This is a genomic window from Nocardia sp. NPDC004278, from assembly GCF_053602975.1.
Genome location: NZ_JBSGEQ010000009.1, coordinates 154567 through 167120 on the forward strand (window position 1 = coordinate 154567; position 12554 = coordinate 167120).

14 protein-coding genes are annotated in these 12554 nt (G+C 65.6%); 9 read left to right on the forward strand and 5 right to left on the reverse strand.

The window, feature by feature from the left end:
- Positions 1–29 precede the first annotated feature (29 nt).
- Positions 30–926, reverse strand: coding sequence for a LysR family transcriptional regulator (locus ACWEO2_RS16570; protein ID WP_452406071.1), 897 nt, complete (start codon positions 924–926; stop codon positions 30–32).
- A gap of 48 nt (positions 927–974) precedes the next feature.
- Between ACWEO2_RS16570 and ACWEO2_RS16575 the strand changes: the two genes are divergently transcribed.
- Positions 975–1700 (forward strand): SDR family oxidoreductase, encoded by a 726-nt coding sequence (locus tag ACWEO2_RS16575; protein ID WP_452406072.1) that lies wholly within the window; start codon positions 975–977, stop codon positions 1698–1700.
- A gap of 73 nt (positions 1701–1773) precedes the next feature.
- Positions 1774–2697 (forward strand): NADP-dependent oxidoreductase, encoded by a 924-nt coding sequence (locus ACWEO2_RS16580; protein WP_452406073.1) that lies wholly within the window; start codon positions 1774–1776, stop codon positions 2695–2697.
- Between the two features lie 83 nt (positions 2698–2780).
- On the opposite strand, the gene ACWEO2_RS16585 is transcribed toward ACWEO2_RS16580, so the two are convergent.
- The gene (locus tag ACWEO2_RS16585; protein ID WP_452406074.1) at positions 2781–3872 is read right to left on the reverse strand and encodes a helix-turn-helix domain-containing protein; all 1092 of its coding nucleotides are present in this window, start codon (positions 3870–3872) and stop codon (positions 2781–2783) included.
- Here ACWEO2_RS16585 and ACWEO2_RS16590 point away from each other — a divergent pair.
- Complete coding sequence (locus ACWEO2_RS16590) at positions 3871–4314, forward strand: nuclear transport factor 2 family protein (protein ID WP_452406075.1); 444 nt, start codon at positions 3871–3873, stop codon at positions 4312–4314. The genes ACWEO2_RS16585 and ACWEO2_RS16590 overlap by 2 nt on opposite strands.
- Before the next feature lie 42 nt (positions 4315–4356).
- Here ACWEO2_RS16590 and ACWEO2_RS16595 read toward each other — a convergent pair whose 3' ends face one another.
- The gene (locus ACWEO2_RS16595; protein ID WP_452406076.1) at positions 4357–5037 is read right to left on the reverse strand and encodes a lipase family protein; all 681 of its coding nucleotides are present in this window, start codon (positions 5035–5037) and stop codon (positions 4357–4359) included.
- 411 nt (positions 5038–5448) lie between these two features.
- Here ACWEO2_RS16595 and ACWEO2_RS16600 point away from each other — a divergent pair, with 411 nt between their 5' ends.
- The 6 genes from ACWEO2_RS16600 to ACWEO2_RS16625 all read left to right on the forward strand — a co-directional run bounded on the left by ACWEO2_RS16600 (position 5449) and on the right by ACWEO2_RS16625 (position 11003).
- Complete coding sequence (locus ACWEO2_RS16600) at positions 5449–6081, forward strand: TetR family transcriptional regulator (RefSeq protein ID WP_433726921.1); 633 nt, start codon at positions 5449–5451, stop codon at positions 6079–6081.
- Positions 6082–6390: 309 nt separating this feature from the next.
- A complete protein-coding gene (locus ACWEO2_RS16605; protein ID WP_452406077.1) occupies positions 6391–7470 on the forward strand; it encodes a serine hydrolase domain-containing protein in 1080 nt (359 codons plus the stop codon).
- A 73-nt stretch (positions 7471–7543) separates the two neighbouring features.
- Positions 7544–8191, forward strand: coding sequence for a DedA family protein (locus ACWEO2_RS16610; RefSeq protein WP_452406078.1), 648 nt, complete (start codon positions 7544–7546; stop codon positions 8189–8191).
- Positions 8188–9285 (forward strand): sensor histidine kinase, encoded by a 1098-nt coding sequence (locus ACWEO2_RS16615; RefSeq protein WP_452406079.1) that lies wholly within the window; start codon positions 8188–8190, stop codon positions 9283–9285. The genes ACWEO2_RS16610 and ACWEO2_RS16615 overlap by 4 nt, the downstream gene beginning before the upstream one ends.
- Entirely contained in the window at positions 9273–9920 is a 648-nt protein-coding gene (locus ACWEO2_RS16620; RefSeq protein WP_452406080.1) for a response regulator transcription factor, read from the forward strand. The genes ACWEO2_RS16615 and ACWEO2_RS16620 overlap by 13 nt, the downstream gene beginning before the upstream one ends.
- 219 nt (positions 9921–10139) lie before the next feature.
- Positions 10140–11003 carry a class I SAM-dependent methyltransferase gene (locus tag ACWEO2_RS16625; protein WP_452406081.1) on the forward strand — a complete coding sequence of 288 codons (864 nt, stop codon included), beginning with the start codon at positions 10140–10142 and terminating at the stop codon, positions 11001–11003.
- Positions 11004–11009: 6 nt separating this feature from the next.
- Here the strand turns inward: ACWEO2_RS16625 and ACWEO2_RS16630 are convergent, their stop codons facing one another.
- Together ACWEO2_RS16630 and ACWEO2_RS16635 are read right to left on the reverse strand one after the other, a co-directional pair.
- Positions 11010–11708 (reverse strand): haloacid dehalogenase type II, encoded by a 699-nt coding sequence (locus ACWEO2_RS16630; RefSeq protein WP_452406082.1) that lies wholly within the window; start codon positions 11706–11708, stop codon positions 11010–11012.
- 39 nt (positions 11709–11747) lie between these two features.
- Entirely contained in the window at positions 11748–12386 is a 639-nt protein-coding gene (locus ACWEO2_RS16635) for a class I SAM-dependent methyltransferase (protein WP_452406083.1), read from the reverse strand.
- Positions 12387–12554 lie beyond the last annotated feature (168 nt).

The following is a 12554-nucleotide window of genomic DNA, read 5'->3' on the forward strand; positions in this document are numbered from 1 at the left end:
TGCTCGATACGGCCAGCGAACAATGTCGGTTAGAGGCGTGTCGCGGTGCGGACGAGGTCGGCAACGGCTTTGGATCTGCTGTGTGGTGGCCAAGCGATGACGGTCGTGACGGCCGGTGCGTCCGGCACGGGCACGACGGCATGATCGTCGCGTAGCTGGGTTCGCAGCGACTCGGGCACGACCGCGCAGGCCAGTCCGAGCGCGATCAGTTGGAATAGTTGGGTATGGTCGCGCACCTGCGGGCCGGGACCGTCCGGATAGCTGCCATCCCGTCCAGGCCAGCGCGGCAGGGGCAGGTTCGTCAGGGTGTTGACCTCGGCCAACAGCATATGCGTCCGGTTGGCGAGGGGATGACCCGCAGGCAGGACCACGACCTGCTGTTCGGTGTGCAGATCCTCGGTGTCGAATCCGGCTGTCGTGTCGTAAGGCCGGTGGAGCAGAGCAACGTCGGCACGCCCGTTGCGCAGCAGACTTTCCGGCTGGCCTGGCCCGCACAGCATCACCTCGACCGCCACAGCGCCCGGTTCGGCGGCGTAGGCGTGCAGCAGCTTCGACAACAGTTCGCTGGACGCTCCGGCCTTGGTGGCCAGCACCACACCGGGCTGGTCGGCCGCGGCACGGCGGGTTCGCCGCTCGGCGGCTTCGACCGCGTCGAGCGCGGCCCGGGCCTCCCGCAGCAGCACCGCCCCGGCCTCGGTCAAGGCTATGGCGCGAGCGGTGCGGTGCAGCAGGACGACTCCGAGCCGCCGTTCGAGCTGCTGGATGGCTCGCGATAGTGGTGGTTGCGCGATCGCGAGCCGTTGTGCCGCCCGCCCGAAGTGCAACTCCTCGGCGACGGCAACGAAATACCGCATCTCCCGCGTCTCCACCAGGTCATGGTATCCGGCGATGACCACGACCAATACCCGTGCGGTATCGCCGCCCACCCGATCAGTCTTGGACGCTGCACCCGGAGCCGCAGCAGGATCGGCGGTGTGAGTGAACAGACGATTGCGCTGGTGACCGGCGCGAACAAGGGAATCGGATACGAGATCGCCGCGGGCCTGGGCGCGCTCGGCTGGCGAATCGGTGTGGGTGCGCGCGATCGGCAACGCCGCGACACCGCGGTGGAGAAGCTGCGCGCGGCCGGGACCGATGCGTTCGGTGTGCCGCTCGACGTGACCGACGACGCAAGTGTGGCCGCGGCGGCCGAATTGATCGCCGACCATGCCGGAGGGCTCGATGTTCTGGTCAACAACGCCGCGATCACCGGCGGTATGCCGCAGACACCGACCACGCTCGATCCCGCGACCGTGCGAGCTGTCGTGGAAACCAACGTGATCGGCGTCATCCGGGTCACCAACGCGATGCTGCCGATGCTGCGCACCTCGGCCTCACCGCGGATCGTCAACATGTCCAGCAGCGTCGGCTCGCTCGCCCTGCAAACCACGCCCGGCATCGACATGGGCCCGGTTCCCGCCGCCTACTTGGCCTCGAAGACCTTCCTCAACGCCCTCACCATCCAATACGTCAAGGAACTGGGTGATACCAACATCCTGATCAACTCCGGCTGTCCCGGTTTCACCGCCACCGACCTCAACGGCTTTCGCGGCGTCCGTACACCGCAACAGGGTGCGGCCATCGCAATTCACCTCGCGACCCTGCCCGACGACGGACCGACCGGCGGATTCTTCGACGACGCCGGAACGGTGCCCTGGTGACGGGCACACCGGTGCCCACCATTCCCGTTCCCGAAGTCGGCCGCGCCTGGCGCGCCGGAGGAGAAGCAAAACAATGACAAAGGCAGTCAGATACGACGAATTCGGCGGAATCGACGTCCTGCGGATCGACGAGGTCGACCGCCCCGTGCCCGGGGCAGGGCAAGTCCTCGTGCAGGTGAGAGCGGCCGGCATCAACCCCGGTGAGGCGGCATTACGCACCGGCGCGATGACGGACATCTTTCCCTCGACCTTTCCCTCCGGGCAGGGCAGCGATCTCGCCGGAGTCGTCGTCGAGATCGGCGCCGGAGCCGACCGATTCTCGCCCGGCGACGAGGTGATCGGATTCTCCGAGAAGCGAGCCGCTCAGGCCGAGCTGGTCCTCGTCGACGTCGACAACCTCACCCCCAAACCGATGAACGTCCCATGGGAGGTGGCGGGCGGCCTATACATTGCCGGCGTGACTGCATGGGGGGCAGTGCATTCTGTACAGCTCGAGCGGGGCGAGAGCGTCGTCGTCTCCGGAGCGGCCGGAGGAGTCGGCTCGTTCGCCGTTCAGCTCGCGCGCCGTGCCGGAGCCACGGTCATCGGCCTGGCCAGCGAGGGCAACCACGAGTGGCTGCACAGCCACGGCGTGATCCCCGTCGCATACGGTGACGGCGTCATGGACCGGATCAAGGCCGCCGCACCGGGCGGCGTCCATGCCTTCATCGACACCTACGGCGGCGGGTACGTCGAACTGGCCCTCGCTCTCGGCGTCGCAATCGAACGGATCGACACCATCATCGATTTCGCAGCAGCCGCAAAGTATGGGGCCAAGACCGAACCCGGGCCCAACGGCAGGGCGGGCGCCGAGGTGCTCGCCGAATTGGCCGCCCTGATCGCCGAGGGACACCTCGAAGTCCCGATCGCGAACGTCTACCCGTTGACACAGGTCCGCCAGGCCTACACCGAACTCGAACGCCGACACACCCACGGCAAAATCGTGCTCGAGCCCTAACCTGTACCAACCTCACTGGACCCCTTGGGCCGACATGTCGCCGACGGACTGCATCGCGAGCCGGCCGTGCGGTCGCTGGACGTTCACCGGATCGCTTGTGCACCAACAGCATCGAAACCGATGTCACTCAGATCGGCAGCGGCCGAGGCAGTCGGCGTAGGGAACAGGTGGGACAGACCGAACTGCCCGAGCCCGACGACCGGCGTGCCGTAGGTGGTGACGAGATCGTGCAGGACATCGGGTCGGTCCGCCATGAGGCCGCGCACAGCGGCTTCGAACGGATCCCACGGATCGCCCGCGAGCAGCCGCTGCACCTGGGTCACCAGGTGTATCAGCCCTTCGATACGCGGTAGATGCACGATGAGCCGGGCGGCATCCGTTGTGGCCGGGCTGATTTCGATCACGCCCGGATCACCGTCCAGCGTGACCGTTCGCCGATAGTGGGTGGCCGTGGCACTCTCGATGCCGCCGATCGCACCGCGGGCCAGCTGCGCCAACCGCTGACCGATATCCGTGTCCTCGATCAACGGGACTCGAAGTGCGAGTCCGCCGTCCGCGATAAGACGATCCGCGCGTCGCCGCCGCTTGCGCAACTCGACCGGGGTTGCCCGAAAGGTCGTGACCATCACGCGGTTGAACTGGCGCAGACTTCCGAATCCGGCGGCGAAGGCGATATCGGTGACCGACAGATCGGTATCGTCCAATAGCCGCCGGGCGAAATGCGCACGCCGCGAACGGGCCAGCTGATCCGGTGTCGCACCGACCTGCTCATGGAACATTCGGCGCAGCTGACGTTCCGAAACCGCCAGCCGCGCGGCGAGTGCGGCCTCATTGCCATCGTCCAGCGCTCCGTCGGCGATGAGATCGACAGCGCGGCAGACCAATTCGGACCCGTGCGCAATCCGTCGATCACCCCGATACGGGCGGCAGCGATGGCAGGCTCGAAATCCCGCCGCCTCGGCCCCCGCCGCGGAGGTGAAACTGACAACATTCTCCGATCGCGGACGTCCTGGGCAGGGCGGCAGACAATAGATGCCGGTCGTGCTGACGCCCTGGAACGATCCCATTACCCGAGTCTGCGCGCCGCCACCGACAGCGACCAGCCATATCCGGACACAGATCCGTCCGGATATGGCGCGATCGGCAACCGCGGCCCCACCCAGGATGGGCAGCATGGACGCACCGACGAGCAAAGATCTGGTCATCCGAGCCTGGCGCGCATTCGCGACGCAGGATCCGGCCCGCATTGCCGAGGTTTTCACCCCGGACGCCGAATGGCTCGCACCACCGCACAACCCCACCGCCCGCGCCCTCGACGGCACCCACCATCTCGTCGGCAGGGATCGCATCGTGCGCTTCCTCGCCACCGAGTTTCCGACCGTATTCGTGGCCGATCGAAGCGTCGAATTCACCGCCATCATCGCCGAGGGCACGACGGTCGTCGTCGAAGAGCGGATGCGGGCGACGCTGATGAACGGCAATCACTACGACAACGACTACTGCTTCATCTTCGAACTGCACGATGGCCTGATCCACCGCGTGCGCGAGTACATGGACACCCGTCGCGCCGACGAAATGTTCACCGCGGCCACCCTCGACACCACCGGCCAGATCTAGTTCACCTCCGGTCCGGATCGCCCGATCCGGACCGGAGGCAGCTCACTTGACGCCGATCGGCTTACCGAAGAACGAGGCGAACGTCTCGCCGAAGGTCGACTTCAACAACTCCAGGCCATTGGGGTCCAAGGCCAGCCAGCCGACGTCGGTGGTGCTGCAACCCTGTTGCGCCGGAACACCATTGAGCCGATCGCGCAGCCAGAGCATGGCGGGTGCGGTGCCCGAGACCTCGGTGACCGCATGCTCGGCGAAGTGTTCGCGGATGTATTGCACACTCGCGGAAGGGTTTTGGCAGTAGGAAGGCGCACAGTACCCGGCCAGCGAGTCCTCGGCGATCTGCATCGAGACGAGCTTGTCCGGGGCCGAGCCGCGCGGCTTCGCTACCGTCGCGACGGCCGCGATCGGCTCGTCCCGACTGTTATTCGAGCGGTAGGAGACCTGCCAGGCATCGACATTCACCGGAATCAGCCCGAAATTGGCGAGATTCACCTGCCGCACCGCGATGATCTCGCCCGGCGCCTTGCTCGCCACCAGCTCCGCGGGCGGCTGATAGAAGCCCGGATCGAATTCGGGCGGCAGTGGAACCGGTGCCGCGGGTTGCACCGCGACCGGATCTTCCGACGGTTCGGCAACCGTCACCGCGGTCGTCGCGAACAGTGCGATGGCCGTGATCCCGGCCGAGAACATGATTCGGCGGGCGCGACCCGCCAGCGGATTGATCAACTTTCAGCCCCTTTGCCACTGTGAGACCACCCCGTCTCACATAGTTGGGACTATCGCACAGACGTGATGCAGGTCGCAACAAGCTGTCTGATGCGGCCCCGATCACGGGCCGAAAAGTCCGGCGATTTCACGACTCGCCGTGCCGAGCGGCCTCATATGCCGTAGCTTTTTCGATCAATGCCGAACCGGACAGTTGGTGCCGGACAGCTTGCAGGGAAGCACCGAGGAATATGCAAGGTCGGAATGAACCGGTCTCGACGGTTCTGTACTACATCTTCTTGCTCTTCTACAGCGCGCAGGATGCGCTGGGCGGAGCCGTCACTATGGGCTGACCGCACACCCGTCGAGTCCGCAATAGCGCCGGCACATCGGGCCGGGCAGGCCGAACACCCGCTCGGCTACCGTGGTGCGGTGACCATCGTGGACAGGCAGTACGGCGGCCGCGCAGTGAGTGAGCGGAAGGCCGAGCGGCGGCAGCGGTTCCTGGACGCCGCCATCCGGACCTTCGCCGAGCGCGGCTATGCGAACTGCTCGCTGGCCGATGTGTGCACCGCGGCCGGACTGTCCAAGCGACAGTTCTACGAGGAGTTCCAGACCAGGGAGGACGTCCTCATCGCGTCCTACGACTACATCCAGGACCAGTCCGCGGCCGTCGTCGGACAAGCCGTCGCAGCGTTGGGGCCGGGCACGGATATCGCGGATGGTCTGACCGCGGTGTTGACCGCGTTCATCGGTTCCATCAGCTCCGACCCGTACCGGGCCAAGGTCGCCTTCGTCGAGGTGGTCGGTGTCAGCGAACGCATGGAACACCATCGTCGCGAGCGCCGCCATGCCTGGGCGGCGGCCATCGAGGCCCTGCTCATCACGATCGCGGGTCCGGATATCCGCGTTCGTGGCGGAATCACCTGGGCGGCAAGCGCACTCATCGGCGCGATCAACGGTGTCGCGCACGAATGGATTCTCGCGGATCCGCGCCCGCCGATCACCCAGCTGGTCGAGGTGCTGGCCCCCATCGCCACCTCGCTGATCATCACCGAGACCTAGGGGTGGGATGAGGTTCGCCCAGAACTCGTGACGCACCGCATCCCACAGCTTCGTCGGTCCAGCAAGGATTTCGCGCGCTTGCGCTAGATCCGGATATCTACCGGTGCCGATGCAGGCTACCGGCCAAGCATCGGACGTATGGATTCGAAGGCCGCCTGAGGACTTGAACCCTCGCCAATATCCCTGGTCAGCGACTTGCCGCAGACATATCCGGGCCGGGGTACGCGGGTTCGTGGAATGCGGTTTCCCACAGGGGATGTGGGGGTTTTGGGATGGTTCGGGGTTCGGCCCCGGCCGTAGTTTCGGCCGATGCGAGTGCTTCGGCGTGTGTTGGTGGTTGTGTTGTCGGTGATAGTGGGCCTGCCGGTAGGAGTAGTTCTGCTGCTGGTCACCTGCCGGGGAGAAGTGATCGGTTTCGCCGTGGATCGAAGTGCCGATGGGCCGGTGACGGCCGCGATGCTGCAGATATCGGACGGACACCGGACACAGACCTGGCATGCGGGCGAGACCGTAACTCCGCGGTCGCATTTCCGGATCGGGAGCGTGACGAAGACGTTCGTGGCGACGGTCGTACTGCAACTGGTCGACGAGCAGATTCTCGCCCTGGACGCCCCTATCGATCGCGTACTGCCCGACCTCGTCTCCGGCGGCGAATCCATCACGGTAGGTCAGTTGCTGAACCACACCAGCGGTCTGTACGACTACATGAAAGGGCCTGGCATGTCGACCAACCGGTGGCGCGGCGAGGCTCGCTTCCGGCATTACGCTCCGGCAGAATTGCTGGCCGCCGCGTTCGCTCATCCCTCGTATTTCCCGCCTGGGACCGACTTCCGCTACTCGAACACCAACTACATCGTGCTCGGTGCGCTGGTCGAGAAGGTCACCGGAATGCCGTATGCGGATGCTGTCCGTCAACGCATCCTCGACCCGTTGGGCCTGCACGATACTTCCTTTCCCGGTGACGACCCGACGATAAGCGCACCTGCCGTAGCAGCACGAGGCAGCTCCGGTCCGGGTGCCACCGTCGATGTCACCGAACAGAATCCCTCGCTGGATTGGGCCGCGGGCGAGATGATCTCCACGACAAGGGATTTGAGCACGTTCTTCGGCGCGCTCATGAGCGGTCGCCTGCTATCGGCGACGATGCTCGAGCGGATGGAACAGACAGTTCCGATGGGACTGGGCTTCCACTACGGCCTGGGCCTGCAGCGCTTCGACTTGCCGTGCGGGGTACAGCTATGGGGACACGGGGGTGAGTTGCTGGGCTATCTCACGTATGTATTCGTTGGGCCGGAAAACCGGGTCATGACCATGATGTTGGCATCGGCGTCGGGCGACAGTTTCGTGAAGTTCGCTGCGGCCGCGGCAGCGGTGTTCTGTCTGCGGTAGGTGCGGAGATCCACACCTCACTGTCCGGAAATCCACACTGATCTGCGCGTATTCGATTCCTAACGTGGTGGTCATGAGCAACGCGATAACCATTTACGCTGCCGAGTCCAGCGGCGTGGCGGGGTGGGCTACGACGATCATGCACACTCTCGGGGGACCGGGTGCTGCGGTGGCCAATGCCGCCGACAGCGTGTTTCCGGCCATTCCGAGCGAAATCATCCTTCCGCTGGCCGGTTTCGCGGCCGCGCGGGGAGAGATGTCGTTGGTCGGCGCGCTGGTGTGGACCACCATAGGTTCGGTGGCCGGTGCGATGGTGCTGTACCTGCTCGGCCTGCTGGTAGGCAGAGAGCGTCTGTACGCCGTCGTGGCCAGGTTACCGCTGATCCGGACCGAAGACCTCGAGCGCAGCGAGCAGTGGTTCGCCCGGCACGGCCGCAAGGCGGTCCTGTTCGGTCGGATGGTACCGGTGGTGCGGTGTCTGGTCTCGGCCCCAGCCGGTGTCGAGCGGATGCCGATCGGCCAGTTCATCGCGCTCACCGCCGTGGGCAGCGCGATCTGGAACACCTTGTTCGTGCTGGCCGGATATCACCTCGGCGAGAACTGGGAACTGGTCCGCGACTACGCCTCGCGGTACCAACTGGTAGTTGGGGCTGCGGCAGGTGTGGCGGTGCTGTTCTGGCTGGTTCGTCGCGTGCGTGGCCGGTCTAGTCTGGGTTCGTGACCGTGGTCGATGAATTCTCGCTGCTGCGGCGGGCATACTCTCCAGTGGTCGGCGCGGTGGTCGGGTCCTGCACAGCGTTGTCCGGGCTCGCGATGCTCGTATGCGGGAATACGCTCGGCCTGCGCGGCCACGTCCGCCGGGAGCGGCGTCGACTCGTGCGCTGGTTCCATGCGCCCGCCGAGTGCGAACTAACCGATCGCGACCCCACCGGTTATGTGCTGCTGCGCGCGCTCTATGCCGTCGTGGGCGGTGTCGTGCTGATTGCCGCGGGCGTGGCCGCGCTGGGTTACTTCGGGTGGGCGCTGGAACTCACACTGGTGCACCGGATTCCGCTGATGACCAGTGTGGTGTCCTTGGCCGTCGGCGCTATCGGGATCTACCTGTGCCGCCAGTTCGCCGTCGCACTCGGCCAGGGTGACATCGCCACGGCAAAGTGGTATCTGGGAGATGACGGCACCCAATTGCGGCTGCGGGAACTCGAACGCACCCGCGCCGACGTGGTCCGTGCCGTCGATGACGAGCGGCGCCGAATCGAGCGCAGCCTCCACGACGGGGTTCAGCAGCGAACCGTCAGTCTCGCACTACAACTGGGCCGCGTACGCCGAATCATGCAGCGCCAGAGGATGACCGCACTCGCCGACGAGATCGATCGTGCCGTCGAGGAGGCGACCAAATTGATGGCCGACCTCCGTGAGGTGGCGTGGCAGATCTATCCCTCGATCCTCGACGAGCGCGGCCTCGAGGCGACCCTGCGGGGCCTGTCGATGCACACCACGATGCCACTGCGGCTCGAGTTGCACATCGATCGCGAACCGCCGACGGCAGTCGCGGCGGCGACGTACTTCGTGGTCGCCGAGGCTGTGACGAACGCTGCCAAACACTCTGGAGCAAAGGACATCTCCGTGACGGTGATGCACCCGGCGGATCGGCTTGTCGCCACGGTCCGAGACGACGGGATCGGCGGGGCCGACCCCGAAGGCGGCGGCCTGACCGGGCTGCGGCGCCGGGTGGCCGCCCTCGACGGCGTACTAACGGTGCACAGCCCCGCGGGCGGACCGACCATCGTCACTGCGGAGCTGCCGTGCGCATCGTGATCGCCGAGGATTCGGCTTTGCTGCGCGAGGGTCTGGTTCGCCTGCTCACTGACGAGGGCCATGACGTCGTCGCCGTCGGTACAGCGATCGAGCTCGTCCACGAAACCGACCGCACCACACCCGATCTCGTCATCGTCGATGTCCGCATGCCGCCAACGCATTCCACCGAGGGAATCGACGCGGCACGCGAGCTGAAGTCCCGGTTCCCCGATCTCGGCGTGCTCGTACTGTCGCAATACGTCGAGCAGCACAACGCGATCGAGCTCCTCACCTCCGGAATCGGCGGAGTCGGCTATCTCCTCAAAGACCGGGTCGCCAATGTCGACGCATTCCTCGCCGACATCGACCGAATCGCAGGCGCCGGTACCGCATTCGACCCCGAGGTGGTCCGCCAACTATTCGCACAACAACGTCGTACCGACCCGCTGGCCTCCCTCACTCCCCGTGAACTCGATGTGCTCCAACTACTCGCCCAAGGCCTCACCAATGCCGGCATCGCCGATCGACTGTCGCTGTCCACCAGCGCGGTCGAGAAATATATCAATGCCATTTTCGCCAAGCTGCACCTCGCCAAGGACCCCGCACACAGCCAACGCGTCCGTGCGATCCTGATCTACCTGGAACAATGCACATAGCCCGCCTGGTGCAGCAACATCCGGTAAGCGGCTACTTACCCTGCCTTCGCCATGGTCGGTCCACATAACGGATCTGGAAGGAGTACAGATCTTCGATCTGTTGACCCGTACCGGCGTCCGCTAGCTAATAGCGCGGCATCACTGAGACCTAGCTCATAACACAGTGTCAGCGAGACATAGCTCATAGCGCGGCACCCCGAATAGACGTAGGTTCGGCCTATGCAGCTCGGTCAACCCAGTCGCACCGCACTCGCCACCGCTTACGCTCGCGCCTACCACCAGATCGCAAGCGAGCCACGAATCTTCACCGATCCACTGGCCATCCGCATCGCGGATGTCACCCCCGACCAACTGGCCGACCTCGATGCCGCGAGCATGGTGGCGGGCGACACCGATGGCGAAATGCGCCGCCGACGCCGCATGTTCCTGGCCGCCCGCGCCCGCTTCGCCGAGCAGACCGTTGCCGACGCCGTGGCGGCGGGCACCCGGCAGGTGGTGATCCTCGGGGCCGGGCTGGATACCTTCGCCTATCGCAATCCACACCCGGACGTGCGGGTATTCGAGGTCGATCATCCCGATACCCAGGTATGGAAGCGACAGCGGCTCGAGACGGCTGGCATCGAGATCCCGGCGTCGCTGACCTTCGCCCCGGTCGACTTCGAAAGCCAAACGCTCGCAGCAGGATTGGCCGCAGCGAACTTCGATCGTGATCGACCGGCCGTGTTCATCTGGCTCGGTGTCGTCGTGTATCTGACCCGGGAGGCGATCCTGGACACCCTGCGCTTCGTCGCGGGCCAGGCGACGCCGGTGCAGTTGGTATTCGACTATCTCTATCCCGCTTCGGCTTCCACGCCCGAGGATGCGGCGCAGCGCGCGGTGCGGGCCGAGCGGTGGGCCGCCGTCGGTGAGCCGTGGATCAGCTTCTTCACCGCCGAGGAGATCGAAGATCTGCTGCGGGAGACGGGATTCGACCAGGTCGACGACTACGACGCGCCGAAACTTATCGCTGGGTACCTGGGCACTACCCCGCAACCGTCGTCCACCGTTCCGTTACATACGCTACGTGCCACCCGAACCGCGTAGGCCGGGTCAGCAGCCGAGCTGGTCGGCGAGATCGAGGAAGTCGCTGGCGTTGATGTCGAAGTCGTCGTCATAGGAGACGTCTACATCGCCATCGGCGCCGAACTCGAGCGGTCGGGCGACGAAGGCCGTCCGGAAGCCCAGTGCGCCCGCGGCCCGAATGTCGTACTTGTGGCTGGCGACCATCATGATCTCGGTTGGTTCCAGCCCCAGAAACCGTGCGGCCATGCGATATACCGTGGGGTCGGGCTTGAATGCGCCCGCCATCTCCGCGGTGAACACCGCATCCCACGGCAGCGCGGCCCGCTTCGAAATGTTCACCACGGCTGCGACATCCGCGTTCGACAGTGTCGCGATCGTGAATTTGCTCGCGAGCCTGGTCAATCCGGCATTTACATCGGGCCACGGTTCGAGGCGCTGCCAGGCGAGGGTGAGATCGGCGCGTTGCTCGGGCGACAGGTCGATGTCGTAATCACCCAGTAGGCCGTCCAGTGCCGTGGCATAGACCGAATGCACAGTGACCCAGCTGTCCCGGTCGGGCTCGGCCTTGTGCAGTGCGGCGAAGTACTCAGCACGCCAATGGTCGACGAAACCGGCCCAATCGATATCCCGGTAGCGCTCGCCGCCGATGCGGCGCGCTTCCGCACAGACTGTCGAATGGAAATCCGTCGCCGTTCCCTGTACATCGAAGAGCAATGCCCGCAGCACGTCCGCACCTTTCCGCCTGAATGCGATTCGACCTTAACGTCAATGCCGCTGGACCAGCAGGTAGCTGCGCTGACTCGGATGTTCGGTGCCCGGATGCGGGGCACGGTCGAGGCGCGCCGCCGGGATCAGACCGGCCGCGACCAGGGCCTCGGATTCCGCGGACGGGTCGAGGTAGCGGAAGGTGAGATCGACCTCATGGCCCCACCAGTCGGTGAGTATCTTGGCGCCACCGACCGGAATATCCGCATCGCTGGTGTGAAATGCGATGAGCGCGTGGCCACCAGGGCGCAATACTCGGGCGAACTCCGCGTAGGCCGCGGCGCGCTGGTGCTCGTCCAGGTGGATGACCGCGTACAGACAAACCAATCCCGCCAGGGATTGCGACCGCACTGGCAGCGCGGTCATATCGGCCGCACACACCGGCACCGAGGTGGTTCGCCGCGCCGCCGCGCACATGGCGGGCGAGAGGTCCATCCCGATCGTCCGCACACCGCGCGCCGCAAGGTGCGCGGCTATATGTGCAGGACCGCAACCGATATCGGCGACCACCCCGTCGCCCACGAGTTCCGCGAAGACATCCAACAGCCCCCGATCCAACGGCTTATGCCGCAGCTCGTCCCCGAGTTCTTCGGCATAGTGGTCGGCCACTTTGTCATAGCTGTATCGGGTGCCGATCATCGAGTCAGCGTAGTTCGGCACCGACCCCCGCGCCTGCCCGCGGACTCACCGCAGGCGGCCGAGATCGCCGTACACCGCACCGCACCGCACCGCACCGCACCGCACCGCACCGCACCGCACCGCACCGCACCGCACCGCACCGCACCGCACCGCACCGCACCGCACCGC

Coding starts and splice junctions, on each gene's coding strand:
- ACWEO2_RS16580 (WP_452406073.1), top strand. CDS start 1,774: ATGACAAAGGCAGTCAGATACGACGAATTCGGCGGAATCGACGTCCTG.
- ACWEO2_RS16590 (WP_452406075.1), top strand. CDS start 3,871: ATGGACGCACCGACGAGCAAAGATCTGGTCATCCGAGCCTGGCGCGCA.
- ACWEO2_RS16585 (WP_452406074.1), bottom strand. CDS start 3,872: ATGCTGCCCATCCTGGGTGGGGCCGCGGTTGCCGATCGCGCCATATCC.
- ACWEO2_RS16605 (WP_452406077.1), top strand. CDS start 6,391: ATGCGAGTGCTTCGGCGTGTGTTGGTGGTTGTGTTGTCGGTGATAGTG.
- ACWEO2_RS16610 (WP_452406078.1), top strand. CDS start 7,544: ATGAGCAACGCGATAACCATTTACGCTGCCGAGTCCAGCGGCGTGGCG.
- ACWEO2_RS16625 (WP_452406081.1), top strand. CDS start 10,140: ATGCAGCTCGGTCAACCCAGTCGCACCGCACTCGCCACCGCTTACGCT.
- ACWEO2_RS16635 (WP_452406083.1), bottom strand. CDS start 12,386: ATGATCGGCACCCGATACAGCTATGACAAAGTGGCCGACCACTATGCC.